We start from the raw sequence: 25,401 nt of genomic DNA, 5'->3' as shown, positions 1-25,401 counted from the left end.
CTTGCGCCTTGATTTGCCGCATGGGCTGGCGCAGTCTTACCCCTGCACCACAAGCGAAAGATCAGCCGTGACTGCTCCTGCTCCCCTCGCCAGCGAACGTTTCCTGATCGAGGGACGTGTGGATTCCGACAGGTTTCCCCCGTGGATTGAACGACATGCGCAGAAATTGGGCCTTTTGTGCCGGATCGAGGCACAGCGGGGCGACCGTCTCGAAGCGGTGATTTCCGGCCCGCCAGAGCTGCTTGACGCGATGGAAATGGCCTGCCTGTTGGGGCCGATTCAGGTCTGGGTCGACCAGATCGACCGCCTGCCGCTCAATAGCCGGCCCGAGGTTTAGGCCCTGTGCGCGCTCCGCTACGGGCGCGGGCGGCGCAAAAGGCCCGCGCCCTTTCTCTCGGGCAGTTTTTTCGGCGGGATGCTGATATACGAAACTGTCATCTTCAAATTCTCGCCCTTTCGACGTAGGGCAGAGCCTGAATAAGCTGGACGGAATTGAAATGCCTTCTACGGTCTGGACGCCCATCGCGCTCGCTTGCGATTTGCCACCTCGACTGGTGATCCCGGTCACCTGCAACGATCAGGATCTCGCCCTTTGGCGCAGTGAATCCGGCAAGGTGCAGGCATGGATCGACCGCTGCCCGCATCGCGGCATGCGCCTGTCGCACGGCTTCGTGCGCGGCGAATTGCTCAGCTGCATCTATCACGGCTGGCGCTATGACGGCGCGGGTATCTGCCGCAAGATCCCCGCCCATCCCGATCTCGAACCGCCTGCGACGATCCGCGCGACCGCCTGGCGCGCCATCGAGCAGGACGGCGTGATCTGGGTCGCGACGCAGGACGATGCCGAAGGCGCGGCCCTGCCGCCGGCTTTGGACGGACTTTCCGCGCTGCGCTCGGTGCCGGTTTCGGCGGCCCCTGCATGGATCGCCACGACCTGCGATCAGCCCGAGGCACAAATCCTGCGCCACAACGATCTGACCCTGCTGGTCCAGCCCGCGAAGGATCTGACCATGATCCACGCGCTGATCGCACAGGGCGCTACGGCCGCAGAGCGCATCCGCGCATCGCGCGATCTGGAAATCCTGCGCCTGCGTATCGAGGCCAATCCCGCAAGGAGTGCCGCATGATCACCGATCCCGTCATCCGCAACGAATGGTATCCGGTCGCGATCGCCGCCATGGTCGAGAAGGGCCAGGAGCGTCTGACGATGCTTCTGGGCGAGGACATCCGCGTTTTTCTTGGCCCCAACGGTTCGGCCGTCGAAAAGACCGACGGCACGGCTTTGGCGGTCAAGATCGCCTACGGCCATGTCTGGGCCTGCCTCGGCACGCCGGGCGAGCTGTTCGCGATTCCCGAGGCGGTTCAGGAAGGCCGTCGTCTGGTCGATGTCGGCTCGGTTCGGGTGAAGTGCTCGCCGCTGCGCGCGGTCGAGAATTTCCTTGATATTGCGCATTTCCCCTTCGTCCATACCGATATTTTGGGGGCCGAGCCCCATACCGAGGTCTATCGCTATCAGGTCGAGATCCGCGAGGATGTCGACGAGGTCTGGGCGACCAAGATCAGCTTCTACCAGCCGCAGGCCGCGAAATCGGCCGAGGGCGGGATCGATACCGATTACCAATACCGTGTGCCCGCGCCGACCTGCGCGGTGCTTTACAAGACCTGCCCGCCGCGTCCTTCCGAGATGGATGTGATCGGGATTTTCGTCCAGCCGCTGACCGAAGAGCTGTGCGACGCATGGCCGTGGATGGCTTTGTTCGACGATGAATCCTCGATGGCGGATATGATCCAGTTCCAGCAGATGATCTTCCTGCAGGACCGCTCGATTCTGGAAAACCAGCTGCCGCGCAAACTGCCGCTGGACCCCGGCCTCGAAATTCCGACCCGCGCCGACATGACCTCGATCGCCTATCGGCGCTGGCTCAAGAAACGCGGCTTTACCTATGGCGCGCAATTGGTGGCGGCATGATCCTTTATGACTACGTCCTGAGCCCGAACTGCTACAAAGCCCACCTGATGGCGGCGCTGAGCGGGCAGAAACTGCAATCGCAAGCGCTGGATATCTATCCGGGCGATGCGCATCGCCAGCCTGCGTTCCTTGCAATCAACCCCGCCGGAACCTTGCCGGTTCTGGTCGATGACGCGCTGACCCTGACCGATTCCGCCGCGATCCTCGTCTATCTCGCGAAACGCGCGGGCGGGGATTGGCTGGGCGACGAGACTGCGGCCGGCGCGGCGCGTCTGCAAAACTGGCTGGCCTTTGCCGCGCGGCTTTCCGAGAGCCTCGGGAAGGCGCGTCTGCACGACATGCTCAACGTGCCCCTCGATATCGAGGCGGCGCGCGCTGCGGGCATCATCTGCCTGCGCGAACTTGAGGCCGCGCTTTACGAGGCACGCCTTGCCGGCCACGCCTTCTTGCTGGGCGACAAGCCGAGCATCGCCGATATCGCCTGCTTCCCGCATGTCGCCCTCGCGGGGGACGGCGGAGTTCTGATCGACGCTTACCCCGCGATCCGGTTGTGGATGCGGGCCGTGCGCGCGCTGCCGGGCTTTGTCGAAATGCCCGGCATCCACCGTCTGCACGACCTGCATGCCGAGCCGGAGCCCAGCCACCACGGCGCGACATGACACGCTCCTGAAGTGATGTCCGGCCCCGCAAACCGCCGGACCGGACATCCCGCAAGGAAACTGCGACCCCATACAAAACCACCCGCTTCCCCCAGCCGAAAGCCGAGGACGGGTCCGACAGGAGAGACCGAAATGAACCTGAACCGCCGCGATTTTCTGGGCGCAGCTTCTGCCGTAGCGGCATTGGCTGGTCTGGGGCTAAGCCGCGCAAGCGCAGCCGAGCCGCTCAATGTCGCGCTGATCACGCCTTCGCCCATCGCCGATGTCGGCTGGTCGCGCTCGCTGGCGGCCTCGCTCGAAGAGCTCAATACCGAGCTGGGCGGGATCATGAAGATCACGATGGTCGACAAGATCAACGAAGGCCCCGATGCCGACCGCATCATGGAAAAGGCGGTCGCGGACGGCAACAAAGTCGTCATCGCGGGTTCGTTCGGCTATATGAACGGGGCGATGCAGCTTGCCCGCCGTCACCCCGATGTTTCGGTCCTGCATGCCTCGGGCTTCAAGACCATGCCGAATTTCTCGAACTTCACGGCGCGCAACTATGAGGGCACCTACCTCATGGGTATGGCTGCGGCGGCTGTCACGAAATCGAAGAAACTGGGCGTCGTCGGCGCTTTCCCGATCCCCGAATTGCTCGCCTCGAACAGCGCCTTCGCGCTGGGTGCGCGCGCGGTCGATCCCTCGATCGAGGTTTCGGTGATCTGGGTGAACTCGTGGTTCGATCCGGCCAAGGAACAAGACAGCGCGAAAGCGCTGATCTCGCAGGGCTGCGACGTGATCTTCTCGAATGCGCAGGACACCCCTTCGGTCGTCGCTTTGTGCGAAAAGGAAGGCGTCTATAGCTGCAACCTGAACTCGACGATGGTCAGCTACGCGCCGACGAAGTATCTGGGCAATGTCGGCACCGACTGGACCCCCTATTTCAAATCCGAGATCGAGGCCCATATCGCAGGCACCTTTACCGGCGCTTCGCATTGGCTGGGCATCAAGGACGGCGTCATCAAATGCTCGGATTGGAGCAAGGACATTCCGGCCGAGGCCATGGACAAGATCAAGGCCGCCGAAGCCGCGATGGCCGACGGCAGCCTCGCGCCTTTCGCGGGTCCGGTGGTCAAGGATGACGGCACCGAGCTGGCCGCCGCCGGCACCAATCTGACCGACGAGCAGATCTGGTCGATGGATTGGCAGGTTCAGGGCATCGTCACGCCGCTGCCGAAGTAATCCGCCATGACCACGCTGCTTCGCCTGCACGGCGTCTCGAAAAGTTACGGGACGGTCGCCGCCAACAAAGCCATCGACCTGACGGTCGGCGAGGCGTCGATCCATGCCGTGCTGGGCGAAAACGGCGCGGGAAAATCGACGCTGATGAAGCTGATCTACGGGGTCGAGCAACCCGATGCGGGGCGGATCGAATGGCAGGGCCAAGAGGTCCGCATCGACAGCCCCGCCGCGGCACGCCGCCTTGGAATCGGCATGGTATTCCAGCATTTCTCGCTGTTCGAGACGCTGAATGTCGTTGAAAACATTGCGCTTGTCGTCCCCGGCAAGCGCAGCGACCTCGCGCGCCGCATCCGTGAATTCGGCGCGCGCTTCGGGCTCGAGGTCGATCCTCTCGCATTGGTCCACTCGCTGTCGATGGGCGAGCGCCAGCGCGTCGAGATCATCCGTTGCCTGATGCTCAATCCCAAGCTTTTGATCCTCGACGAGCCGACCTCGGTCCTGCCGCCGCAAAGCGTGCTGCGCTTGTTCGAGACGCTGAAACTGCTGCGCGACGAGGGGGTCTCGATCCTTTTCATCTCGCATAAACTCGACGAGATCCGCGCGATCTGCGATGCGGCGACGGTGCTGCGTGCCGGACAGGTTGTGGGCGGGATCGACCCGCGCACGGCAAGTTCGGCCGATCTCGCGCGGATGATGATCGGGCGCGACATGATTGCGGCGACGCCCGGCGCGCCGCATGATCTGGGCGAGGAACGTCTGGTCATCGACGCGCTCGACCATGCGCCCGACGATCCTTACGGCGTGACGCTGAAAGGCGTCGGCCTGAACCTGCGTGCGGGCGAAATCCTCGGCATCGCGGGCATTTCCGGCAACGGCCAGAAAGAACTGGTGCGGCTGATTTCCGGCGAGACCCGCCTTTCGGGCACGGCCCGCGACAAGGTCCGCATGATGGGCCGGCCAGTCGGCCATCTCGGCGCGGCGGCGCGGCGGGCCTTGGGCTTTGCCTTCGTCCCCGAGGAACGTCTGGGCCGTGGTGCCGTGTCCGACATGTCCTTGGCCGACAATACGCTGCTGACCGCCCATTCGCGCGGCATGGTCCGCGGCGGGCTGATCAACCGCGCCCGAGAGCGCGACTATACCCGCCGCTGCATCGCGGATTTCGATGTCCGCACCGCCGGTCCCGATGTCGAGGCCGCCAATCTGTCGGGCGGGAACCTGCAGAAATTCATCATGGCGCGCGAGATCCTTTTGGGGCCGAAGCTTCTGGTCTGCTCGCAGCCGACCTGGGGCGTCGATATCGGTGCCGCGCTGGAGATCCGCCGCCGTCTGGTCGCGCTTCGCGATGCGGGGACCGCGATCCTGATCCTCTCGGACGAGCTGTCCGAGCTGTTCGAGATCTGCGACCGCCTTCAGGTGCTTTATCACGGCGAGCTGTCGCCCTCGCTGGAGACGGCGCGCACCAACTCGGCCGAAATCGGTGAATATATGCTGGGCCGCGCGTCCAAAGAGGCAGAGAATGTGGCTTGAACTGATCCGGCGAGAGCGCCCTTCGACGGCGCTGATGCTTTTGGTGCCGGTGATCGCGGTGGCTTTGGCCGCCATCGCCAGTGCGGGGCTTTTCGCGCTGACCGGCAAACCCGTAGGCGCGGCGCTTTACGCGCTGCTGGTCGAGCCCTTCACCTCGCGCTCGGCGATTTCCGAGGTCCTGCTGAAGATGGGCCCGCTGCTTTTGATCGCGCAGGGTCTGGCCATCGGGTTTCGCGCACAGATCTTCAACATCGGGGCAGAGGGGCAGTTCATTCTGGGCGCGATTTTCGCCTCGGCCTTGCCGGTCTACTTCCCCGAGAGCACCTCGATCTGGCTCTGGCCTGCGATGATGGTCATGGGCGCTGTCGGCGGCGGGCTATGGGCGGGGCTTGCGGCCTTCTGGCGCGTGCGCACCAATGCCAATGAAATCCTTGTCACGCTGATGCTCGGTTTCGTTGCGGTGCAGCTTTTGAACTATCTGCTGCTCGGGCCGTGGAAGGACCCGATGGGCTTCAATTTCCCGCAAAGCGTGATGTTCCAATACGAGGCGATGCTGCCGACGCTGATTTCGGGCACGCGGGTCAATGTCTCGTTCCTCTTCGCGATTGCCGCGACGCTGCTGGCTTGGGTCTATGTCAAACGCAGCTTCTCGGGTTATCAGCTGATGGTCGGCGGGCTGGCCCCCGATGCGGCGGGCTATGCCGGTTTCCGCGAGAGCCGCGCGGTCTGGATCTCGCTTGTCGTGGGTGGTCTGGCTGCCGGTCTGGCGGGCGCGGCCGAAGTCGCGGGGCCGGTCGGGCAGCTGCAACGCTCGATCTCGACGGGTTACGGCTTTGCCGCGATCATCGTGGCCTATCTGGGCGCGCTTCATCCGCTTGGCATGGTGTTCTCGGCCTTCCTGCTCGCGGTGATTTATATCGGCGGCGATAACGCCATGGTCTCGGCCGAGTTGCCGGTGGCCTCGGTGCGGGTGTTCCAGGGGTTGGTGCTCATCGCCTATCTCGCGGCGCTGACCTGGATCCGCTACCGCGTCGTCTGGCGCAAACGCGCGAAAGGGGCCAAGGCATGAGCGGCATCGAATTCATCCTGACGGGGATGCTGGCCGCCGCCACACCCTTCCTGCTCGCCGCTTTGGGAGAGCTGGTGGTCGAGAAATCGGGCGTCATGAACCTCGGGATCGAGGGGATCATGTCGCTGGCGGCGGTGGTGTCCTTCATCATCGTCTACCACGGCGCATCGCACGGTCTGGCTTTTGTCGGCGCTGGCTTTGCCGGAGTGGCGATTGCGCTGGTCTTCGGCGTGCTCGCGCTGGAGTTTCGCGCCGATCAGGTCGCGACGGGGCTTGCGATCGGGATCTTCGGGCAGGGATTGGCCGCGCTGATCGGCAAGCCCTACGAAAGCCTGATCACCACCGGCATCGACAAGATCCGCCTGCCTTTCCTGTCCGATCTGCCGATGGTCGGCGGGTTGTTCACCCAGGATATCGTGGTCTGGCTTACGCTGGCGGCGACCCTCGCGATTGCGCTGGTTCTGCGCCATTCGCGGCTGGGTCTGGTCATTCGCGCGGTGGGCGAGAACCCCCATGCCGCGCGCGCCATCGGTTATCCGGTGATCGCGATCCGCTATGGCGCGATTGCCTTTGGCGGCGCGATGGCGGGTTTCGCGGGGGCCTATGCCGCGACGGTCTATACGCCGATGTGGGCCGACGGCATGATCGCCGGTCGCGGCTGGATCGCGCTGGCGCTGGTCGTCTTCGGCACTTGGGTCACGGGTCGCGTTTTCGCGGGCGCGATCCTGTTCGGGGCGCTGTCCTTGGCAGAGCTTGCCGCACAGGCCAAGGGCGTCCATCTGCCCTCGCAGCTTTTGGCGGCGATGCCTTATCTGGTGACGATCATCATCCTCGGGATCATCTCGTCGAACAAGCTGCGGATGAAGCGCAACTCGGTCGCCTCGCTGGCCAAACCCTTCTGAGCAGGCGCGATCAGATGGCTCCGCCCATCCGGTCGCGCATCCACAGATCCACGGCCTCTGCCTCGGCGGCCGAGAGCTTCAGTCCCAGTTTCGAGCGACGCCAGAGCACGTCCTCGCTCGAGCGGGCGAATTCGTGTTCGATCATCCATTCCAGCTCGGCCTCGGTCAGGCCCGCGCCGAATTCGCGGCCCTGCGGTCGCGCGATGATATGGGCGGCATCGGTTCCATAGGCGCGGACGAGACGCAGTGCCCGATCGGTTGCAACGCCGAGTTTGCGTAGCGCCTTGATCTGGGCCTCGACCCCGTCCACCGGAAAGTCCCCGCCCGGCAGCGGCACGCCTGCCGTCCATGCCGCGCGCGCATCGGGAAAGAAGGGCGCGAGCTTTTCCAGCGCGTGTTCGGCCAGACGGCGATAGGTCGTGATCTTGCCGCCGAAGATATTGAGGCAGGGCGCGCCCTTGTCGTCGAGCGAGAGCACATAGTCCCGTGTCGCCGCCGTCGCCGATTTCGCGCCGTCGTCGTAAAGCGGGCGCACGCCGGAATAGGTCCAGACGATCTGCTCGCGCGTTACAGGCTTCGCGAAATAGCGGCTGGCGAAGGTACAGAGGTACTCTTCTTCCTCGGGGGTGCAGACCGGATTGTCGGGCGCTTCCTGATGGTCGATATCGGTGGTGCCCAGCACCGTGAAATCGCGCTGGTAGGGGATCGCGAAGATGATCCGCCCGTCGGGTCCCTGAAAGAAATAGGCCTTGTTGTGGTCGTAGAGCTTGGGCACGACGATATGGCTGCCGCGCACCAGCCGCACCGATTGTTTGGTATCCAGATGGATCACGTCATGGATCAGATGTCCGACCCAAGGCCCCGCCGCATTGACCAGCGCGCGGGCGTGATGGACCGAACCATCGGCCAGCGTCACGCGCCATAGATTTCCTTCCCGCCGTGCCTCGGTCACGGGCGCGCGGGTCATGATCACCGCGCCACGCTCGGCCGCATCGCGTGCGTTCAGCGCCACCAGCCGCGCATCGTCGACCCAGACATCGCTGTATTCATAGGCGCGCGTCAAACGGTTCTGCAACGGCTCGCCCTCGGGGGCGCGGGTCAGATCGAGCGCGCGGGTGCCGGGCAGGATCTTGCGCCCGCCGAGATGGTCGTAAAGAAACAGCCCCGCGCGGATCAGCAAGGCGGGGCGGCGGCCCTTTTCCCAAGGCATCAGCCGCGACAGCATCCGCGAGACCGGCGTGTCGGAATCAAAGCGCATCGCCGGATCGAGCGGCAGCACGAAGCGCATCGGCCGCGCGATATGGGGCATGGCGCGCAACAGGACCTCGCGCTCCTGCAAGGATTCGCGCACCAGCCGGATTTCCAGAAATTCGAGGTAACGCAGCCCGCCATGAAACAGCTTGGTCGATTTCGACGAGGTCGCCTGCGCCAGATCGCCCTGTTCGGCAAGGGTCACGGACAGGCCGCGTCCGACCGCGTCGCGGGCAATGCCGCAGCCGTTGATGCCGCCGCCGATGATGAAGAGATCCGAGGTCACGATCAGAACTTTCCCTATCCGGCAAAGATTTGCACCAGATCAGCACAGCGCGGGGCGAAACAAAACCCCGCCCGGAAGATTTCCGGACGGGGTGTGATTTCGGATCATGCGGCCCAAGCCGCCGAGGGCGCGATCAGACGATGGCCGGATCGGGGTCGGGGATCACGATCGTGGGCTTGTAGCGCCCCTCGGCCTTGATCTTGTCCCAGGCGCGGCGCACGCCCGAGCCGTAATCGGGGTGAACCTTGGTGAATTCCGAGATCGCGCGCTCGCAGATGACTTCGGGCACGGTTTCCCACATGCCTGCGATATTGCCGAACATGCGCTCTTTCTCGTCATCCTCGAGAACGCGGGTGAAGAGCTCGCGCACCTGCGTGTAATCGTCATAGCCGTTGCGGTGGTCATAGCGCGACACATCGCCCGAGACCTTGAGCGGCGGCTCTTGCGCACCCGCATCGGCCAGCGGCCCGCCGAAGGAGTTCGGCTCGTAATAGGCATCGGGATTGCCCGATTGCAGGCCGCCCATGACGTTCATCTGCCCGTCGCGGTGATAGTGGTGCACGGGGCATTTCGGCTGGTTGACGGGGATCTGCTCGTAATGCGTGCCCAGACGGTGGCGATGCGCATCGGCATAGCTGAAGAGGCGCGCCTGCAGCATGCGGTCGGGCGAATAAGAGATCCCCGGCACGATGTTCGAGGGCGAAAAGGCGGCCGTCTCGATCTCGGCAAAGTAGTTGTCGGGGTTCCGGTTCAGCTCGAAATAGCCGACCTCGATCGGCGGATAATCGGCATGCGGCCAGACCTTGGTCAGATCGAACGGGTTGTAGGGCGTCTTTTCGGCGTCCATCTCGGGCATGATCTGGACCTGAACCGTCCAGCGCGGGAAGCGGCCTTCCTCGATCGCGCCGAACAGGGCTTCCTGGAAGCCCTCGCGGGTGCGGGCGATGACCTGATCACCCTCGGCATTGGTGTAATGGGCATGGCCCTGCTGGGTCTTGAAGTGGAACTTGACCCAATAGCGCTCGCCGGCATCGTTCCAGAAGCTATAGGTGTGGCTGCCGTAGCCGTTCATATGCATCGGATCGATCGGCAGGCCGCGGTCGGACATCAGGATCGTGACCTGATGCAGCGACTCGGGCGAGAGCGACCAGAAATCCCACATCGCGGTGGTCGAGCGCATATGCGTGCGCGGGTGGCGCTTTTGCGTATGGATGAAATCGGGGAATTTCAGCGGGTCGCGGACGAAGAACACCGGCGTGTTGTTGCCCACGAGGTCCCAGTTGCCCTCGGAAGTGTAGAATTTCAGCGCGAAGCCGCGCACGTCGCGTTCATGGTCCGCCGCACCCATTTCGCCCGCAACGGTCGAGAAGCGCGCCAGCATCGGGGTCTCGGCACCTTGCTGCAAAGCGGCGGCCTTGGTGTATTTCGACAGATCGCCCGTGATCTTGAGCGAGCCATGCGCGCCCCAGCCTTTGGCGTGGACGGTGCGCTCGGGGATGCGCTCGCGGTTCTGGTGGGCGAGCTTTTCAAGCAGCTGGTAGTCCTGCAGCAGGACGGGGCCGCGCGGGCCGACGGTGACGCTGTCCTGATTGTTCGGCCAGGGGGCGCCTGCGGTGGTAGTCAGTTTCGGCCGGTCAGTCATATTCGGATCCTTCTGGGAAATTCCTGGAAGCTGTGCAGCAAGACTGGCCCTTAATTTTCCAAATGAAAAGTTGTTATTTATTCATGGGGTGATAAGTAGATGTTATGAGCTTTACCCTGCGCCAGATCACCTACTTCCTTGCCGTGAGCCGTTTCGGCAATTTCCGCCTTGCCGCCGAAAGCGTGAATGTCTCGCAGCCGGGCCTGTCGAGCCAGATCGCCCAGCTCGAGGACCGTTTGGGCGGGCAGCTGTTCCTGCGCTCGGCCGGAGCGGGCGGGGTGGTGCTGACCCAGCTCGGCCGCCAGCTTTTGCCCTTGGCGCAAGAGCTGATGGCTGCGGCGGGGCGGCTTGATCAGGCCGCGCGTGCGCCGCGCCTGCCGCTTTCGGGGCCGATCCGCCTCGGGATCATCCCGACCGTCGCGCCCTATCTGATTCCCGCCTTGATCCCCGCCTTGCGCCGCGCCCATCCCGATGCCGCGCTGGAGCTGCACGAGGCCACGACCGATGCGCTCATCGACGAGATCGAGATGCGCAGGCTGGATGCCGGTATCGTGGCCCTGCCGGTCGCGGCCCCCTGGCTGCGCGCCGAGCCGGTCCTGCGCGACGCTTTCCTGATTGCTCTGGCCGAGGACGACACGACCTATCTGGCCGGCCCCGCCCAGCCCGATGCGATCGAGGTCGAGCGGCTATTGCTGCTCGCCGACGGCCATTGCCTGCGCGATCAGGCGCTGGCGGTCTGCGGTCGCGGCGAGGCGCGGCGCAAGTTGAACCTCGAGGCGACCTCGATGGCGACCTTGATGCGGATGGTGGCGGCCGGCATGGGGATGACGCTGATCCCCAAGCTGGCGCTGGCCGATGAAAACCGCGACGGACGGCTGCGCATCGTGCCCTTTGCCGCGCCCGCGCCCGCCCGTGATCTGGCGATCATCTGGCGCAAGGACGGGGCTTCGGGCGCGGATGCGCAGGCCTTGGCGCGGATCCTGCGCGGCCTTGCCGATGTGCTGGGCGTCGAGGCTTTGGGCCCCGATGCCCGCGTCGTCGACGGCATTGCGGATGGCGTCGAGGTCGCGGCGGTTTCGCCGGATTGAGGCCGCGACTTAGCGCGAGGCCCTAGTCCTGTGCCCCCGTGACCTGATGCGCGGCGCGGCTGTCGGGCGGGGCCTGATCGCGGTCGGTCTTGCCGTAATCGCGCGCGACCTCGGCGATGCGCAGGCGGTAATCGGCAAAGACATGATCGCGCCCCGCCGCCTGCACGCGGCGATGTTCGGGCAGGTTGCGCCAAGCGGCAACCGCCGCCTCGTCGCGCCAGAACGACAGCGACAGGACCTTGCCAGGCTCCGAGAGGCTCTGGAACCGCTCGATCGAAAGGAAGCCGTCGATCTGCGCAAGCAGCGGCCGCAGCTCTGCCGCAAAGTCGAGATAATCGGCCTGCGCCTCGCCGGGGACCCAGGCCTCGAAAATGACCGCGATCATGCCCGTCCTCCGGAAAGTGTCGATGCCGGTTTGACGACGTGCCGGCTTGTGTTGCGGATCAATGCGCCGCTTCGGGCGGGGGTGCTGGTTTCAAGGCGGTCGCGCCGGTTCGGGGCGGTGTTTGGGGTTGTCACGCAGGTCCTCGTCGTCTTGGGCTTTTCCTCTGCCCGAAAGACTACATGATTGGAGGAGGCTTATGGTTCGGTTAGGATCGAACCATGACAGAGGGTCCGGACATCGCCCGCGTGGCCGCGCTTGTGGCCGATCCGGCGCGCAGCATGATGCTGATCGCGCTGATGGACGGGCGCGCCCTGACCGCGACCGAGCTGGCCGGAGCGGGCGGGATCACCAGACAAACCGCGAGCACGCATCTGGCCAAGCTGGTCGATGGCGGCATTCTGTCGCTCGAGGCGCAGGGGCGTCACCGCTATTTCCGTTTGGCGGGCAGCCATGTCGCGGGCCTGCTCGAGGCGATGATGGTCTTTTCCGCCGGTGCGGCGCCCGACCTGCGCGGGCGGCCAGGTCTGCGGACGGGGCCGCGCGATCCGGCTTTGCGCAAGGCGCGCATCTGCTACGACCATCTGGCCGGTGAAATGGGGGTCGCCCTTTTCGAGCGGATGCAGGCCGGCCAATGGCTGACCGAGGATCTGAGCGTCTCGGATCACGGCAAAGGCAAGCTTGCCGAGATCGGCCTGAGCCTCGACGCCTTGCCGCCCAGCAACCGCCCGCTGTGCCGTGCCTGCCTTGACTGGAGCCAGCGCCGCCAGCATCTCGCCGGTCGTCTGGGAAAAGCCGTGCTGGAGCGGGTTCTGGCGCAGAACTGGGCGCGGCGGATGCCCGATTCCCGCGTCATCAGCTTCACCCCCGAAGGCGAGCGGCGCTTCGAGATCTGGTTGGACTGAACCGTCGTTCGGGCCTTCGCACCGCTTGGACGGACTCAGGTCAGGTTCAGGCCGCCATCCGACAAAAGCACCTCGCCGGTGATGTAATCCGAGGCCAAAAGCGCCATGACCGCTTGCGCGATATCCTCGGGGCGCGCACCGCGTCTCATGGGCGATTGCGTTTGCCACAGGGCCTGCGCCTCGGTCCAATCCGCGGTGAGTGGCGTGTCGACAAGGCCGGGCGCTACCGCATTCACGCGGATCTCGGGGCCGAGCGTGCGGGCCAGCAGGCGGGTGACATGGTTCAGCGCGGCCTTGGTCGCCGCATAGGGGATCGAGCCGCCCTTGGGACGCACGCCGGCATGCGAGCTGATATTGATCACGCAAGCCCGCCCGCCGCGACCGGCCGAGGCGCGCAGGGCCTCTTCGGCCAAGCCGACAAGCTGGAAGGGGGCGATGACATTGACCTCGTAGAGGCTGCGCCAGATCTCGGGACTTGCCGCAGCAAGATCGCCGTGGGGGATCAGCCCGCTGATGCCGGCATTGTTGACCAGAACGTCCAGTCTGCCGGTCAGTGCCAGCGCATCGGCGATTAGCCGGAGCCGGTCGGCCTCGCAGGAAAGATCGGCCTGAAGATAGGCGGCATGGCCCAGCTTTTCCGCAAGCGCCGCACCGTCTTCCGTCGAGCCGCGCGAATGGAGGATCACGAAATAGCCCTCGTCGGCCAAACGGTGCGCGATTGCGGCCCCGATCCCCGAGGTCGATCCCGTCACCAAAGCAACCTCGCGTCCGGTCGCGGCATGGGTGTGCGGATGTGTCATGAGCCCTCCCGTCAGGCGGACAGCCAAACCCAAGCGCCCCGCCTTGTCAAACGGCGGCTTGGCTGGCGGCGCAGAAGAAAGCCGCCTTGCGCGGGGCAGGGCGGCTTCGTTCGTGTGTTCGGGTATGCGGCCGCTTAGTTGATCAGGACCGGCAGCACCAAGGTCTGCGACGTACCGGACGGGTGGGCCGGAAGGCGCGGCATCCGTCCGGCCTGCCGGTCGATCGCGCTGTCCATCGCGGGATTGCCGGTCGAGCTGGTCACGCGCATCCCCGTCACCTGTCCGCCGCCCGAGATGGTGAATTGCAGCGTGGCCTGAATCGCGCCGTGGCGGCCGTTCGGCAGGCGCGTGCGTTTCATGTGGCGCGCGACCGCGCCATTGACCTTGCTTTGCCAGCTCGCGACCTGACGCGGGCTGCTGGGCGAGCCCTGCTGCGCCCGAGGCGCGGCGGTCCGCTGGCCCTGCTGCGCATCCAGACGCGTGGTCCGGTTCGAGGCGGCAGCCGAAGCGGCGGGCTTCTTGCGCTCTTTGGGCTCTTCCTTTTTCGGCTCTTCGCGCTTGGCGATTTCGCGCTCGGGCTGCTTTTCCTTGACCTCGGGGCGTTCCGGCGGGCGCTCGGAGCGGTTGAGCACGACCGCGTCGTTCACGGCGACATTGGTGCTCAAATCGGGCAGCGGCTCGAGTTGGGGCAGCTCGGGCAGGGGAATCTCGGCCAACTCTTCAGGCTCGGATTCCGGCTCCGGCTCCGGCTCGGCTGCGGCCCCCGAAGCTTCCTTCTGGTCGATGGCCTCTTCTTCGGCCAGCGGGGCCGCGGCCTCGGGCATGGGGGCGAGTTCGACATAAACCGGATCGGGCAGCCCCGAAATCTGCGAGGCCTCCGCTTTCTGCATCAACCAGACGGCGCCGGTGACATGGGCCGCCAGAACCACGGCTCCTGCCGTGCCCCAGGCGAAGCTGTCGCGCAGCCAGCCGGCTTTGACGGTTGCGCTCTGCAGTCCAGCGGATTTCAGGCTCATGGCGTGGTTCCCTGTGCTGTTGGTGCGGCTACCGGCGCTGCTGCGGGAGCATCGGCGGGGGCGGCAGCGGCGGCAGCCGATTCAAGGCCGATCAGCGCGATCTTGAGATAGCCCGCGCGGCGCAGTTCGTTCATGGTTTCCATCAGGTCGCCGTAAGCCACGACCTTGTCGGCGCGTAGGAAGATGCGCTGCTCGCGGTCGCCGCCGGTCTGGGCATCAAGCGCCTGCTGCAACTGGTCGCGCGCGACCGGATCATTGCCGAGATTGACGGTCAGATCGGGCTGGATCGTCAGATAGATCGGCTGGTCGGGCCGCTGCACCGGCGTCGCATTCGAGACCGGCAGATCGACATTCACATCCACCGTGGCCAGCGGCGCGGCCACCATGAAGATGATGAGCAGGACCAGCATGACGTCGATGAAGGGCGTGACGTTGATCTCGTGGTTCTCGACCAGATCGTCGCCGCCGCTGCCATGCGATTCGCGGATGCCGCCAGCCATGTTCAGGCCTCCTTGCGGAAGTCGAGGTCGCGGCTCACCAGCCGCTGGACGCCGGCCGAAGCATTGGCGAGGCGCAGGCGGTAGCCGGTGATGGCGCGGGCGAAGACGTTGTAGATCACCACCGCGGGAATGGCCGCGACAAGGCCGATCGCAGTTGCTAGCAGCGCCTCGGCGATGCCCGGCGCCACGACCGCAAGGTTCGTCGTCTGCGATTCCGAGATCGAGATGAAGCTGTTCATGATGCCCCAGACCGTGCCGAACAGGCCGACGAAAGGCGCGGTCGAGCCGATGGTCGCCAGAACGCCGGTGCCGCGGCTGATGTTGCGGCTGGCATTGGCCTCGATCTGCGACAGCAGAGAGCCGACGCGGTCCTTGGTGCCCTCGTCTCCGGCGCGGTCGAGCGCGGGGGTCGAGCGCTCGACCTCGGCCATCGCCGATTTGATCATGCGCGACGCGGGATCGTTGCGCCGTCCGGTGGCTTCGACGGCTGCGGCGAGCGAGGCGGCATTTTCGATGCGGCGCGCGGCGGAACGGGCATTGCCCGAGGCGCGGCCGAGTTCGAGAAGCTTCATCACCAGCACCGTCCATGTCACGACCGAGGCGATCGCAAGGCCGATCATTACGGCTTTGACCACGATATCGGCGGCCATGAACATGCCGACGGGCGAGAGATCATGGGGCAGGTTCGGATCGCGCTGCCCGCTTTCCAGAACCGGCGCGATCATGCGCTGGATCGATTCGGGCAGCATGGAATCTGCATCGGGCTCGAAGGGAACCGGGGCGGGTGCTGGTTCGGTCGCGGAGACCTCGGCGGGCGTACCGTTCGCGGGTGCGGCGGGGGCTTGTGCGGTGTTCGGTGCAGGTGCCGGCGTGTCGGTCGAGGCTGCTGCCGGCGCTGCCGCTGCCGGCGCGGTGCCGTTTACGGCTTCTGCGGGGGCAGGCGCTTGCGTTGCAGGCGCGGTTTGTGCATCGCTGGCGGAGGGGGCTGCTGCCGCGGGGGCGGTCTCTGCCGGAGTTGCAGGGGCCGTTGCCGCCGGAGCCGTCGTTCCCGCAGCGGGTGCGGCAGGAGCATCCACGACAGGCGCATCCACGACTGGGGCAGGCGTCGCGGGAACAGGCGTAGCGGGGGCAGGGGTCGCCGGTGCAGTCTCTTGCGTTTCGATTTGGGCAGGGGCCGGAGTTTGCGTCGTGCTATCCTGGGCGAATGCCGGCGACATCATCAGACAGGCCAGGCTGAGGCTCGCAAGAGTCGGTGCGAGAACCTTGGCGCGTACAGGTGATTTCGGCAGGTCAGGCATGGTCTTCCTTTTCCTTGTGGCAGTCCCGAGACCCGAAAGCCCGGTGTCACCCCATTTTTCTGCAACGGGATTCGACCCGCGAAGGCGGCTTTTTGGTTCTATCGGCTGTCAGTGTAAAATTGTCAACTATTCTGGGTGACGGTTTTAGTCTGGAATTATTATCCCGTGGAAGATGGTGCTTTTCGGGCAATCAGCCGCCGGTCCGGTCGTCTCCGGTCGCGAGGGCGGCGGATCGAGGGCTCGGGTTGGCGCTCTGGTCGGGGCGGGAAACGCGGCCGCCACTGCGGCGGGCAGGGCGTTCGGCAGGGCTGTGGGGATCGCTCCAATAGGCCGAAAGATGCGTGGCCTTGCTGTCGATCCCCAACTCGTCGAGCAAGAGCCCGCGCAGCTGCGAGACCGCACCGCGCTCGGCCGCCATCCAGAAGAAACTGTCGTCGAACGGCCCTTGCGTCGCGGCGATAAGGCGCAGTGCCTGCAGCAAGGCGGGTGTGTCTTGCGGCAGGTGGCTCGTGGTGATTCCCTCGGCCTGCGGCATCGGATAATCGGCGCTTTTGCCCAATAGCCACAGATGGCCGCGCGCATCGGGGCGGGCCTCGATCATGCGGGCAAGGGCGGGGTAGGCGGTCTCGTCTCCGGCGAGAAAGAGGCGCGTGGCCTCGGGGATGCCGCTGCCGCCGGGTCCGGCTAGGCCGATGCGCTCGCCCGCTTTGGCGGCCAGAACCCAGTCGGTGATCCGTCCGCCTTCATGGAGGAAAATATCCGTATCGACCCAACCCGCCGCGAGATCGACCGCACGGGTCGTATAGGGCGGACGGTGGAGCGCCTGCCCGCCCGAGGGCCATTGCGTCTGCCCGTTCTCACCGATGCTGGGCCAGACGGGTTCGCTGGTGCCCGAAGGTTGCAGCACGAGCCGGAAATGGATCGAATCGTCGTGGGAGAGCCGCTCCAGCCCTTCGCTTTCCAGCCGTAGCCGGACGAAACTCTCGCCGATCCGCGTGACCGAATGCACGCGTGCCAGACTGAAGTTGGGCGGAAAGCGCCCCGCATCCAAACCCGAGGACCAAGCGGGCGCTTCTGCGCTCAGGGCCGCGATTTCGGATTGAAGCGCAGCCAGATCCTGCGCTCGATGGGCGCGGGCAAAAAGAAGCGTTCCCTCGCCGCGCTTTTTCGCGCCGAATTCGCCGACCGGCAGTTCGCACCAGATCGAGCGGCCATGACCTTCGTGCAGATCGAGCCCGCGCCGCGCCGCGAGATCGCGCAAGGCGGCCTCGATCGGGGGGAAAGGCGTGTCGGTCAGGGTGGCCTCGGCCTGGAATTCGGGTAGGGGGCTGGTGCGCATGGTCGGCTCCGCTGGAACAGGGGCTGTGCGGATGGTCCTGGAAAACGCGGCCGGTTCGGCGAAGGCGCCGTGGGCCGGTTCGGGTTCCAGAATAAATCCGCGCGTCCGGAAAAGAAAAGCGGGTAGCGGTGCGGATGCGGCTGCCGGATGAAAAGACCGCCCCGATGACGGGGCGGCCCGTGGATGGCAAGGGTGCCTCAGAAGTTGCGCGAGAGCGCCAGCTTGAAGTTGCGCCCCGGTGCCGGACCGGTCACCCAGGTCGCGGGCACATATTCGCGGTTCGTGACGTTATCGACGCCGAAATGCACCTCGATGCCTTTGGCGAAGCCCTCTTGCGGGGCGTAGGTCGCGAAGATGTCGTGGGTGCCGTAGCCGCCGCGACGCGATCCGTTGAGCTTGTCGCGGCCGACGGCCAGCGTCGAGCGGACGCCCAGTTTGAGCTCGTCCGTGGCGCGCCAGTTGGCCGACAGCGTGGCGCGGTTGTTGGGCAGCGAATCGAGGATGACGCCGTCCTGATCCTCGCCGTTCACCACCGAGAAGGCCGCGCCGAGTTCCCAAGCGCCGATCAGGTAATTGGCCTCGAGCTCGCCGCCGCGCAGATAGGCGCGGGCGATATTGATGAAGGGATCGTTCGGACCGCCGCCCGAGCGCGTGATCATGTCGTCGATATGGTTGCGGAAATAGGTGACCTTCGCGACTAGTTCGTCGCCATCCGCAATCAGCGATTCCGCGCGGTACGAGGCGCCGAATTCGACGTTCTTGCCCTTCTCGCTCTTGAGGTTCGGGTTGGCCGCACCGGCCATCGAACCGTCATAAAGCTCGTCGGCCGAAGGCATGCGGCTCACGAAGGCGACCGAACCGAAGACGGCCCATTGGTCGTTGAGGCGGTAGATCGCGGCAACCTGGGGCTCGGTCGCCTCGAAGCGGCGCTCGTTGGTCTGGAAGCCGAGCGAGTCCTTGGGCTGGCTGCGCTGCTTTTCGTAACGCAGGCCAGAATTGACCGTCAGGTTGCCCCAGGTGACTTCGGAAAGCGCATAGGCCGACCACGAGCGGGTCTTGGCTTCGGGATGCGAGGCCGAGGGGGCGGTCGAGGTGCGGTCCTGCTCGAAGACTTCGATGCCGGCGGTCAGGAAGTGGTCGTAACCCTCGCCCGACAGATCGGCGACGTTGTTGACCTTGAATTTCCACATGCCGTAGTCGCGCTTGCCCAAAAGCGAGGTCATGATCGGCTCGGACGGATCGTCGCCCTGACGGATGTCCTTGATGGTATTGGTATAAGACAGGGTCGCGGTCAGGTCGATGTAGCGGTTGTCGGCCGGCTTCCAGCCCCAGACCAGACGCGCGGTCTGGTCGCGCGTGGTGATGTCGCCGACGCCCCAGCCCGGGAAGCCCGGATAGAAGACGCCGACTTGCGCGCCCTCGATCTGGTTGAAGTCCTGATCGTCGCCCTTGGCTTCGAGATGCTGGTACGAGAAAGCGACATATTGGTCGCCAAAGGTCTTTTTCGCCTTGAGCAGCAGGTTCGGCGTATCGGTGTTCGAGCGCACGATGACATCGCCGTCGGCATCCTTGCTGTCACCAAGTTTGCGATAGGCGAAAGCGGCGAGGGCCTCGAAATCATCGGTCGGACGCCAGCCGTAGGCGATGCTGCCGAAAAGCGATTTCGCATTCGAGGCATAGCCGAGCTTCACCCGCCCGCCCGAGGTCGCGCCATCGGCCAGCAGGTCGTCGACTTCGATCGTCTCCATCGCGATCACGCCGCCGAGCGCGCCAGAGCCGTAAAGCGTGGACGAGCCGGGGCCGCGCAGGACTTCGACCTGACGCAGGAAGTCGGGTTCGACGAAAAGCGAGCCCTGACGGTAGGATTCGTAGTATTTCTTTTCGCCGTCGATCAGTTGGACAATGCCCGCTTCCGCACCGGCGGTCCCTGCGGCGGAAGCGCCGAAGCCGCGGATGTTGAAGCCCTGACCGAAGAAACTGCCCGAACCCGAGCCGGCAACGCCGGGCACCGTGGCCAGCACTTCGCCGATATGGGTCGGGTCGATGTCGTCGAGCTGTTCGCCGCCCACGACCGTGACCGATTGCGGCACATCCGAGGCGACTTTGGGTTTGCCCGCGCGGATCACGACCGGATCGAGGACGAAGGCGCCATGCGGCGCGGCCGGCGATGCAGTCTGTGGCGCGGTCTGATTGGCTGGGTCGAGAGCGTCTTGCGCAAGGGCGGGGCTCAGCGCCATGCCCGCAACGCTGGCCAGCAATGCCGTGCGTATCGTGGTGTGAATCATCATTCCCTGCTTGGCGAAAATTCGTGTTTCTGGCTGGCAAGGATGCTGGCGATCTTGCGTCGCATAAGAAACCTTAGTAAATCTGTCAAGCACAGCGCATCAGCCACAATCCCAGCCAGCGCCTGAAAAATGCCAATTGAGGGAATGACATGACGCGATATTCTGCAGCCGAACTTCGCCAGCTAAAAGCAGAAGACACTGGCCGCCCGTTTGATTTGGCGGGGAAACTTGATGTGCCCGAGGCGGCACTCGTTGCGGCCGAAGTGGGTCATGGCACCATCCGAATCGAGGCGGCTCCGGGGCGTTTGATCCCCGCGGTCCAGGCGCTTGGCGAAGTCATGGCACTGACGCGCAACCGTTCCTGCGTCATCGAAAAAGTCGGCACCTACAACAATTTCCACGACGGCGATCATGCCGCGATGACGCTGGATCCCGAAATCGACCTGCGCTTTTTCCCGAGCCAGATGGTCCATGCTTTCGCGGTCGAAGTGGCCGGCGACAAAGGCGTGCGCCGCTCGGTTCAGGTTTTCGACGCGGCGGGCGATGCCGTCCACAAGATCCACCTGCGCGAGACCTCCGATCTCGGCGCATGGGAGGCTCTCAAGCGTGATCTGGCGCTTGCCGATCAGGGCGACGAGATCGAATTTGCGGCCCGCAAGCCGGTCGAACCCGCGAAAGCCGCAGCCGACCAGGCCGCTGCCCTGCGCGAGGAATGGGCTGCGATGACCGATACGCACCAGTTCAACGGGTTGATGCGCCGCCTCAAGATGAACCGCCTCGGCGCATACCGCATTGCGGGCGCGCCCTGGGCCCAGCCTCTGGCCGTCGAGGCCGTTCCGCAGCTGTTCGAGCGCCTTCTGGCCGAGGGCGTGCAGGTCATGTTCTTCGTCGGCAATATGGGCTGCATCGAGATCCATTCCGGCCCGATCCATTCGGTCAAGCCGATGGGACCGTGGATCAACGTCATGGACCCGCGCTTCAACCTGCATCTGCGCGGTGACCACGTCGCCGAAGTCTGGCTGGTCGAAAAGCCCACCAAACGCGGCGCGGCCCTCTCGGTCGAGGCTTTCGACGCCGAAGGCATGCTGATCTTCCAATGCTTCGGCATGCGCGAGGAAAAAGGCGGCGATGCGGCGGCATGGGACGCGCTGGCGCGCAGCCTGCCGCAGTTGGTCGAGGTCGCGGCATGATCCGCGCGGCGCTCGCGGCCATGCTCATGGCCGCGCCCGCCGCGGTCATGGCTGAAAGCTATCCCGATGCGGGCAAAGTCCTGTCGATCGGCGGCTCGATCACCGAGATCATCTATGCTCTCGGCGAAGAGGGCCGTCTGGTCGGTCGCGACACCACCTCGAGCTTTCCGCCCGAGGCGACGGCTCTGCCCGATGTCGGCTATGTCCGCGCCCTCTCCCCCGAAGGCGTGCTTTCGGTCGGCCCCGATCTGATCATCGCCGACGAAGGCGCCGGACCGCCCGAGGCGATCTCGGTGCTGCAAGGCGCGAAGATCCCCTTCGTCGAGGTCCCCGAAGCCTATACCGCCGAAGGGATCGCAACCAAGATCACCACCGTCGCCGAAGCGCTTGGCGTGGCGGAAAAAGGGGCCGCGCTCTCCGAGAAGGTCAAGGCCGATCTCGCCGAAGTTTCGGGCTTTTCCGCCGGGGTCGAGACCCCCAAGAAAGTCCTGTTCATCCTGTCGCTGCAGGGCGGCCGGATCATGGCGGGCGGCGCGGGCACCTCGGCCGATGCGATCATCACGCTTGCCGGCGGCCAGAACGCGGTTTCCGGGATCGAGGGCTACAAACCCGTCACCGACGAGGCGATCATTGCCGCCCAGCCCGATGTCATCTTGATGATGGACCGCGGCGAGGCCTCGGCCGATGCGACCGCCAACGGCAGCGCCGATCACGGTGCCGCCAAAGAGGGCGCGCTGGCGATGCCGGTCATCCAGACCACGCCCGCAGGCAAGAACGGCGCGATCGTCTTTATGGACGGCCTGCTGCTTCTGGGCTTCGGCCCGCGCACGGGCGAGGCCGCCCGCCAGCTGCATGACGCGCTTTATGCGGTGAACTGATGGTGGCCATCAGTCCGGAGACGATCACGCGCCTCGAGGGCGACCGCACGCATCGCGCGCGGCTCGTCTGTTTCGTGCTGGTCGCGGTGCTTTGCGCTTCTTCGCTCCTTTCGCTCGGCTGGGGCGCGGCGGGGACATCGCTGTCGCGCTTTCTCGGCGATCTTCTGGCTGGGCGAGAGATTGCCCTGCAGGACCGGATCGTCATCCTCGATATCCGCCTGCCGCGGCTGATCATGGGCATTCTGGTCGGGGCTGCGCTCGCGGTGTCGGGCGCGGTGATGCAGGGGCTTTTCCGCAACCCGCTGGCCGATCCCGGTCTGGTGGGGGTCAGCGCGGGAGCTTCGCTCGGGGCGATCTCGGCGATCGTTCTGGCGGGGATGCTGCCTGCGGCGGTCTCGGGGTTTTTCGGCTGGTATCTGGTGCCGGTCGCGGCCTTTGTCGGCGGCTGGGTCTCGATGATGGTGCTTTACCGGATCGCGACGCGCAGCGGGCGGACCTCGATTGCGACCATGCTTCTGGCGGGGATCGTGCTCGGCGCGCTGACCGGCGCGATTTCGGGCGTGCTCGTTTATATCGCCGACGACAGCCAATTGCGCGATCTGACCTTCTGGGGTCTGGGCTCGCTGGCGGGGTCGAACTGGCTCAAGGTCATGGCGGCCGCGCCGGTGATCTGCGCGGCTTTGGCCTTTGCGCCGCTGCTGGCGCGCGGGCTCAACGGTCTGGCTTTGGGCGAGGCTGCCGCGGGCCATATCGGCATCCGCGTCCAGAAGGTCAAAAACCTGTCGATCCTGACGGTTGCCGCCTCGACGGGGGCGGCGGTTGCGGCCTCGGGCGGGATCGGTTTCGTGGGCATCGTCGTGCCGCATCTTCTGCGGCTTGCAACGGGGCCGGATCACCGCTGGCTGCTGATCAACTCGGGCCTTCTGGGCGCGACCATGCTGATCCTTGCCGATATCGTCAGCCGCACGATCATCGCGCCGGCCGAACTGCCGATCGGGATCATCACCGCGATTCTGGGCGGGCCGGTCTTCTTGTGGATCCTTCTGCACAACCGCGGGATTGTCGACCTATGAGCCTGATCGCCCAAACCATCCACCTCAGCCTCGGGCGCAAGGAAATCCTGCACGGTGCCGATTTCCGCGCCGAGGCGGGCCAGTTCACCGCCATCGTCGGGCCGAACGGCTCGGGCAAGACCACCTTGATGCGCGCGCTGACCGGCGAGCTGCCCTGCCGCGGCGAGGTCACGCTGAACGGCCACAAGATCGCCAAGACCCCGCCCGAAACCCTCGCGCGGATCAGGGGCGTTCTGCCGCAGGCGACGGCTTTGTCTTTTCCCTTCACCGTGGCCGAGGTCGTGCGTCTGGGCTCGCAGGCGCGCGGTCCCGAGGCGGATACGCTGATCCTTCGCGCGCTGGAGCGGGTCGATCTAGGCGGTTTCGCCGGTCGCTATTACCAGCAGCTTTCGGGCGGAGAGCAGCAGCGCGTCCAGCTTGCCCGCGTTCTGGTGCAGGTCTGGCAGCCTCTGGGCGAAGAGGGGCCGCGCTGGCTGTTTCTCGACGAGCCGGTCAGCAGCCTCGATATCGCGCATCAGCTTACGGTGATGCGGCTGGCCGCCGATTACGCCAGACGCGGCGGCGGGGTGGTCGCGGTCATGCATGACCTGAACCTGACCGCCATGTTTGCCGACCGTATCGCTTTGGTCACAGCGGGGCTGGTCGTAGCTCAGGGCACTCCCGCCGAAGTGCTGACCAACCAGCGCCTTTCCGAGGCCTACGGCTGCGCGCTGGCGGTCAATACCGTGCCGGCCGAGGGGATCTGGATCCTGCCCCACGCCGCCGCCTGAAGGCTTTGCTTCACGTGAAAACCGCAACGGGTCGCACCGCAAGGCGCGACCCGTCCGCATTTGCTTAATCGGCGAATGGGCTCAGGCGCGTTCGGCGATGACCCGCGCCGCGGCCTCGATCGCGCCCGCGCCATGCGGGATGGCAAGCGCGGTCATGCCCGCCTCCATCACGGCCAGCGTGCCGAGGATCTGGTGGGCGTTGGCATGGCCCATATGGGCGACGCGCAGCGCATTGGCGGCATCCTCCGCGCCCAGACCGAGGCCCAGCACCAGCCCCGCCTTCTGGTCGCACCATGCCCGTAGCTCATCGGCGCGCGGCAGGGTCGCCGCCGTGACCGAACGCGCCCGCTCGGACGGTTCCGCCACGGTCAAAGTGATCCCCGATCCGTCCTTGCCCCATGCCTCGAAAGCGGCCCAGACCGCGCGGGCGAGGCCCTCGTGGCGCGCCCAGACGGCGGGGAGGCTTTCCTCGTCGAGGATCATCGTCAGCGCCTCGTTCGCGGCATAGATCATCTGGACCGGCGCGGTGCCGTCCCAGAATTGCCACAACTCGGTCGCTTCGGCGCGGGCGTGCCAGTTCCAGTAAGGCGTGGCCATATCGCTTGGACCCATGGCTTTCGCGCGTTCCGAGAACCACACGAATGCCGCGCCGGGCGGAGACATCAGCCCTTTCTGGCTGGCCGAGACCAGCACATCGATTCCCCAATCATCCATACAGAGCTCTGCACATCCGAGCGAGGCGATCGCATCCACCGCAAACAGCGCGGGATGATCCCCGATCGCGGCTTTCAGCGCCATCAGATCGGCCTGAACCGAGGTTGCCGTGTCGATATGGCAGACCAGCACGGCCTTGATGAGATGGTCCTTGTCGGCAGCCAGCCTTTCCGCCAGTTGCGCGGGATCGGCGGCGCGGGCGGCGAAATCCATGATCTCGACCTCGACCCCCATCGCCTGCGCCGCGCGCGCCCAACCGTGGCCGAAATGGCCCGAGGTCAGGACCAGCGCTCGTTCGCCGCGGTGGAAGAGATTGGCAATCGCGGCCTCCCATCCGGCATGGCCGTTGCCGATATAGGCGGCGAGATGCGCCCGCGTGCCCGCCAAACGCTTGAGCCCCGCCATGAGCCGGAGGTTGAGCGCGGGCAATTCGCCCGAATAGATATCGGGCGAGGGCCGCGCCATCGCGCGCAAAACGCGGTCGGGCAGGGGCGAGGGGCCGGGAATGGCAAGCGTGGTTCGGCCGTTGGCAAAGGTCATCTGGGAGTCCCGAAGCGGAAAGGAGACAGGCGCGTGATCTCTGCGCCGCCCATCGATAGGGCGGCCCGAAAGCAGGGTCAATTCCCGCCTTCGG

Annotated in this window: 24 protein-coding genes; 14 read left to right on the top strand and 10 right to left on the bottom strand. The window is 65.5% G+C overall.

Annotated elements, in window-relative coordinates:
• The first annotated feature begins 67 nt into the window (after nt 1-67).
• The 8 genes from ACFFUC_RS01870 to ACFFUC_RS01835 all read left to right on the top strand — a co-directional run bounded on the left by ACFFUC_RS01870 (nt 68) and on the right by ACFFUC_RS01835 (nt 7,350).
• Nucleotides 68-337 (top strand): acylphosphatase, encoded by a 270-nt coding sequence (locus tag ACFFUC_RS01870; RefSeq protein ID WP_377682979.1) that lies wholly within the window; start codon nt 68-70, stop codon nt 335-337.
• 160 nt (nt 338-497) lie between these two features.
• Nucleotides 498-1,127 carry a Rieske 2Fe-2S domain-containing protein gene (locus tag ACFFUC_RS01865; RefSeq protein ID WP_377682977.1) on the top strand — a complete coding sequence of 210 codons (630 nt, stop codon included), beginning with the start codon at nt 498-500 and terminating at the stop codon, nt 1,125-1,127.
• Nucleotides 1,124-1,969, top strand: a complete 846-nt coding sequence (locus tag ACFFUC_RS01860) for an aromatic ring-hydroxylating dioxygenase subunit alpha (RefSeq protein WP_377682975.1) — start codon at nt 1,124-1,126, stop codon at nt 1,967-1,969. Before ACFFUC_RS01865 ends, ACFFUC_RS01860 begins: the two co-directional genes overlap by 4 nt.
• Nucleotides 1,966-2,628: a glutathione S-transferase family protein gene (locus tag ACFFUC_RS01855; RefSeq protein ID WP_377682973.1), complete on the top strand. Its 663-nt coding sequence runs from the start codon at nt 1,966-1,968 to the stop codon at nt 2,626-2,628. The genes ACFFUC_RS01860 and ACFFUC_RS01855 overlap by 4 nt, the downstream gene beginning before the upstream one ends.
• 132 nt (nt 2,629-2,760) lie before the next feature.
• Nucleotides 2,761-3,852, top strand: a complete 1,092-nt coding sequence (locus ACFFUC_RS01850; protein WP_377682971.1) for a BMP family ABC transporter substrate-binding protein — start codon at nt 2,761-2,763, stop codon at nt 3,850-3,852.
• A 6-nt stretch (nt 3,853-3,858) separates the two neighbouring features.
• Entirely contained in the window at nt 3,859-5,379 is a 1,521-nt protein-coding gene (locus tag ACFFUC_RS01845; RefSeq protein ID WP_377682969.1) for an ABC transporter ATP-binding protein, read from the top strand.
• Complete coding sequence (locus ACFFUC_RS01840; protein WP_377682967.1) at nt 5,369-6,448, top strand: ABC transporter permease; 1,080 nt, start codon at nt 5,369-5,371, stop codon at nt 6,446-6,448. Before ACFFUC_RS01845 ends, ACFFUC_RS01840 begins: the two co-directional genes overlap by 11 nt.
• The gene (locus ACFFUC_RS01835; RefSeq protein WP_377682965.1) at nt 6,445-7,350 is read left to right on the top strand and encodes an ABC transporter permease; all 906 of its coding nucleotides are present in this window, start codon (nt 6,445-6,447) and stop codon (nt 7,348-7,350) included. The genes ACFFUC_RS01840 and ACFFUC_RS01835 overlap by 4 nt, the downstream gene beginning before the upstream one ends.
• Before the next feature lie 10 nt (nt 7,351-7,360).
• On the opposite strand, the gene glpD is transcribed toward ACFFUC_RS01835, so the two are convergent.
• A complete protein-coding gene (gene glpD / locus ACFFUC_RS01830) occupies nt 7,361-8,887 on the bottom strand; it encodes a glycerol-3-phosphate dehydrogenase (protein WP_377682963.1) in 1,527 nt (508 codons plus the stop codon).
• A 133-nt stretch (nt 8,888-9,020) separates the two neighbouring features.
• Nucleotides 9,021-10,529 (bottom strand): catalase, encoded by a 1,509-nt coding sequence (locus tag ACFFUC_RS01825; RefSeq protein ID WP_377682961.1) that lies wholly within the window; start codon nt 10,527-10,529, stop codon nt 9,021-9,023.
• Nucleotides 10,530-10,633: 104 nt separating this feature from the next.
• Here ACFFUC_RS01825 and ACFFUC_RS01820 point away from each other — a divergent pair, with 104 nt between their 5' ends.
• Complete coding sequence (locus ACFFUC_RS01820; RefSeq protein WP_377682959.1) at nt 10,634-11,617, top strand: hydrogen peroxide-inducible genes activator; 984 nt, start codon at nt 10,634-10,636, stop codon at nt 11,615-11,617.
• 22 nt (nt 11,618-11,639) lie between these two features.
• Here ACFFUC_RS01820 and ACFFUC_RS01815 read toward each other — a convergent pair whose 3' ends face one another.
• Nucleotides 11,640-12,002 carry an antibiotic biosynthesis monooxygenase family protein gene (locus tag ACFFUC_RS01815; protein ID WP_377682957.1) on the bottom strand — a complete coding sequence of 121 codons (363 nt, stop codon included), beginning with the start codon at nt 12,000-12,002 and terminating at the stop codon, nt 11,640-11,642.
• A 218-nt stretch (nt 12,003-12,220) separates the two neighbouring features.
• On the opposite strand from ACFFUC_RS01815, the gene ACFFUC_RS01810 reads away from it, so the two are divergent.
• Nucleotides 12,221-12,904, top strand: coding sequence for an ArsR/SmtB family transcription factor (locus ACFFUC_RS01810; RefSeq protein ID WP_377682955.1), 684 nt, complete (start codon nt 12,221-12,223; stop codon nt 12,902-12,904).
• 35 nt (nt 12,905-12,939) lie between these two features.
• Here the strand turns inward: ACFFUC_RS01810 and ACFFUC_RS01805 are convergent, their stop codons facing one another.
• From ACFFUC_RS01805 to ACFFUC_RS01780, 6 genes are all read right to left on the bottom strand, one after another.
• Entirely contained in the window at nt 12,940-13,704 is a 765-nt protein-coding gene (locus ACFFUC_RS01805) for an SDR family NAD(P)-dependent oxidoreductase (protein WP_377682953.1), read from the bottom strand.
• Between the two features lie 134 nt (nt 13,705-13,838).
• Nucleotides 13,839-14,720 carry a TonB family protein gene (locus ACFFUC_RS01800; RefSeq protein ID WP_377682952.1) on the bottom strand — a complete coding sequence of 294 codons (882 nt, stop codon included), beginning with the start codon at nt 14,718-14,720 and terminating at the stop codon, nt 13,839-13,841.
• Nucleotides 14,717-15,220 (bottom strand): TonB system transport protein ExbD, encoded by a 504-nt coding sequence (exbD, locus tag ACFFUC_RS01795; RefSeq protein WP_377682950.1) that lies wholly within the window; start codon nt 15,218-15,220, stop codon nt 14,717-14,719. The genes ACFFUC_RS01800 and exbD overlap by 4 nt, the downstream gene beginning before the upstream one ends.
• Nucleotides 15,221-15,222: 2 nt before the next feature.
• On the bottom strand, nt 15,223-16,518 hold the full coding sequence (gene exbB / locus ACFFUC_RS01790; RefSeq protein ID WP_377682948.1) for a tonB-system energizer ExbB: 1,296 nt from the start codon (nt 16,516-16,518) through the stop codon (nt 15,223-15,225).
• Nucleotides 16,519-16,708: 190 nt separating this feature from the next.
• Nucleotides 16,709-17,857: a siderophore-interacting protein gene (locus ACFFUC_RS01785; RefSeq protein ID WP_377682947.1), complete on the bottom strand. Its 1,149-nt coding sequence runs from the start codon at nt 17,855-17,857 to the stop codon at nt 16,709-16,711.
• A gap of 197 nt (nt 17,858-18,054) precedes the next feature.
• A complete protein-coding gene (locus ACFFUC_RS01780) occupies nt 18,055-20,145 on the bottom strand; it encodes a TonB-dependent receptor domain-containing protein (RefSeq protein ID WP_377682945.1) in 2,091 nt (696 codons plus the stop codon).
• 146 nt (nt 20,146-20,291) lie between these two features.
• Here ACFFUC_RS01780 and ACFFUC_RS01775 point away from each other — a divergent pair, with 146 nt between their 5' ends.
• Genes ACFFUC_RS01775 through ACFFUC_RS01760 form a run of 4 tightly spaced genes read left to right on the top strand, consistent with a single transcriptional unit; the run spans nt 20,292 to nt 24,053 of the window.
• The gene (locus ACFFUC_RS01775) at nt 20,292-21,332 is read left to right on the top strand and encodes a hemin-degrading factor (protein ID WP_377682943.1); all 1,041 of its coding nucleotides are present in this window, start codon (nt 20,292-20,294) and stop codon (nt 21,330-21,332) included.
• On the top strand, nt 21,329-22,210 hold the full coding sequence (locus tag ACFFUC_RS01770) for a heme/hemin ABC transporter substrate-binding protein (RefSeq protein ID WP_377682940.1): 882 nt from the start codon (nt 21,329-21,331) through the stop codon (nt 22,208-22,210). The genes ACFFUC_RS01775 and ACFFUC_RS01770 overlap by 4 nt, the downstream gene beginning before the upstream one ends.
• Nucleotides 22,210-23,283 (top strand): FecCD family ABC transporter permease, encoded by a 1,074-nt coding sequence (locus ACFFUC_RS01765; RefSeq protein WP_377682938.1) that lies wholly within the window; start codon nt 22,210-22,212, stop codon nt 23,281-23,283. Before ACFFUC_RS01770 ends, ACFFUC_RS01765 begins: the two co-directional genes overlap by 1 nt.
• On the top strand, nt 23,280-24,053 hold the full coding sequence (locus ACFFUC_RS01760; RefSeq protein ID WP_377682936.1) for a heme ABC transporter ATP-binding protein: 774 nt from the start codon (nt 23,280-23,282) through the stop codon (nt 24,051-24,053). Before ACFFUC_RS01765 ends, ACFFUC_RS01760 begins: the two co-directional genes overlap by 4 nt.
• Before the next feature lie 81 nt (nt 24,054-24,134).
• Here ACFFUC_RS01760 and ACFFUC_RS01755 read toward each other — a convergent pair whose 3' ends face one another.
• A complete protein-coding gene (locus ACFFUC_RS01755) occupies nt 24,135-25,307 on the bottom strand; it encodes a pyridoxal-phosphate-dependent aminotransferase family protein (RefSeq protein WP_377682935.1) in 1,173 nt (390 codons plus the stop codon).
• Nucleotides 25,308-25,401 lie beyond the last annotated feature (94 nt).

The organism is Paracoccus cavernae, from assembly GCF_042430175.1.
Classification (GTDB): Bacteria; Pseudomonadota; Alphaproteobacteria; order Rhodobacterales; family Rhodobacteraceae; genus Paracoccus; species Paracoccus cavernae.
This window is presented reverse-complemented; position numbering and strand designations above follow the sequence as displayed.

Excerpts from the sequence above, each read along its gene's own strand:
- ACFFUC_RS01865 (WP_377682977.1), top strand. The coding sequence starts at position 498 with ATGCCTTCTACGGTCTGGACGCCCATCGCGCTCGCTTGCGATTTGCCA.
- ACFFUC_RS01860 (WP_377682975.1), top strand. The coding sequence starts at position 1,124 with ATGATCACCGATCCCGTCATCCGCAACGAATGGTATCCGGTCGCGATC.
- ACFFUC_RS01855 (WP_377682973.1), top strand. The coding sequence starts at position 1,966 with ATGATCCTTTATGACTACGTCCTGAGCCCGAACTGCTACAAAGCCCAC.
- ACFFUC_RS01850 (WP_377682971.1), top strand. The coding sequence starts at position 2,761 with ATGAACCTGAACCGCCGCGATTTTCTGGGCGCAGCTTCTGCCGTAGCG.
- ACFFUC_RS01845 (WP_377682969.1), top strand. The coding sequence starts at position 3,859 with ATGACCACGCTGCTTCGCCTGCACGGCGTCTCGAAAAGTTACGGGACG.
- ACFFUC_RS01840 (WP_377682967.1), top strand. The coding sequence starts at position 5,369 with ATGTGGCTTGAACTGATCCGGCGAGAGCGCCCTTCGACGGCGCTGATG.
- ACFFUC_RS01835 (WP_377682965.1), top strand. The coding sequence starts at position 6,445 with ATGAGCGGCATCGAATTCATCCTGACGGGGATGCTGGCCGCCGCCACA.
- ACFFUC_RS01825 (WP_377682961.1), bottom strand. The coding sequence starts at position 10,529 with ATGACTGACCGGCCGAAACTGACTACCACCGCAGGCGCCCCCTGGCCG.
- ACFFUC_RS01820 (WP_377682959.1), top strand. The coding sequence starts at position 10,634 with ATGAGCTTTACCCTGCGCCAGATCACCTACTTCCTTGCCGTGAGCCGT.
- ACFFUC_RS01815 (WP_377682957.1), bottom strand. The coding sequence starts at position 12,002 with ATGATCGCGGTCATTTTCGAGGCCTGGGTCCCCGGCGAGGCGCAGGCC.
- ACFFUC_RS01810 (WP_377682955.1), top strand. The coding sequence starts at position 12,221 with ATGACAGAGGGTCCGGACATCGCCCGCGTGGCCGCGCTTGTGGCCGAT.
- ACFFUC_RS01805 (WP_377682953.1), bottom strand. The coding sequence starts at position 13,704 with ATGACACATCCGCACACCCATGCCGCGACCGGACGCGAGGTTGCTTTG.
- ACFFUC_RS01800 (WP_377682952.1), bottom strand. The coding sequence starts at position 14,720 with ATGAGCCTGAAATCCGCTGGACTGCAGAGCGCAACCGTCAAAGCCGGC.
- exbD (WP_377682950.1), bottom strand. The coding sequence starts at position 15,220 with ATGGCTGGCGGCATCCGCGAATCGCATGGCAGCGGCGGCGACGATCTG.
- exbB (WP_377682948.1), bottom strand. The coding sequence starts at position 16,518 with ATGCCTGACCTGCCGAAATCACCTGTACGCGCCAAGGTTCTCGCACCG.
- ACFFUC_RS01785 (WP_377682947.1), bottom strand. The coding sequence starts at position 17,857 with ATGCGCACCAGCCCCCTACCCGAATTCCAGGCCGAGGCCACCCTGACC.
- ACFFUC_RS01780 (WP_377682945.1), bottom strand. The coding sequence starts at position 20,145 with ATGATGATTCACACCACGATACGCACGGCATTGCTGGCCAGCGTTGCG.
- ACFFUC_RS01775 (WP_377682943.1), top strand. The coding sequence starts at position 20,292 with ATGACGCGATATTCTGCAGCCGAACTTCGCCAGCTAAAAGCAGAAGAC.
- ACFFUC_RS01770 (WP_377682940.1), top strand. The coding sequence starts at position 21,329 with ATGATCCGCGCGGCGCTCGCGGCCATGCTCATGGCCGCGCCCGCCGCG.
- ACFFUC_RS01765 (WP_377682938.1), top strand. The coding sequence starts at position 22,210 with ATGGTGGCCATCAGTCCGGAGACGATCACGCGCCTCGAGGGCGACCGC.
- ACFFUC_RS01760 (WP_377682936.1), top strand. The coding sequence starts at position 23,280 with ATGAGCCTGATCGCCCAAACCATCCACCTCAGCCTCGGGCGCAAGGAA.
- ACFFUC_RS01755 (WP_377682935.1), bottom strand. The coding sequence starts at position 25,307 with ATGACCTTTGCCAACGGCCGAACCACGCTTGCCATTCCCGGCCCCTCG.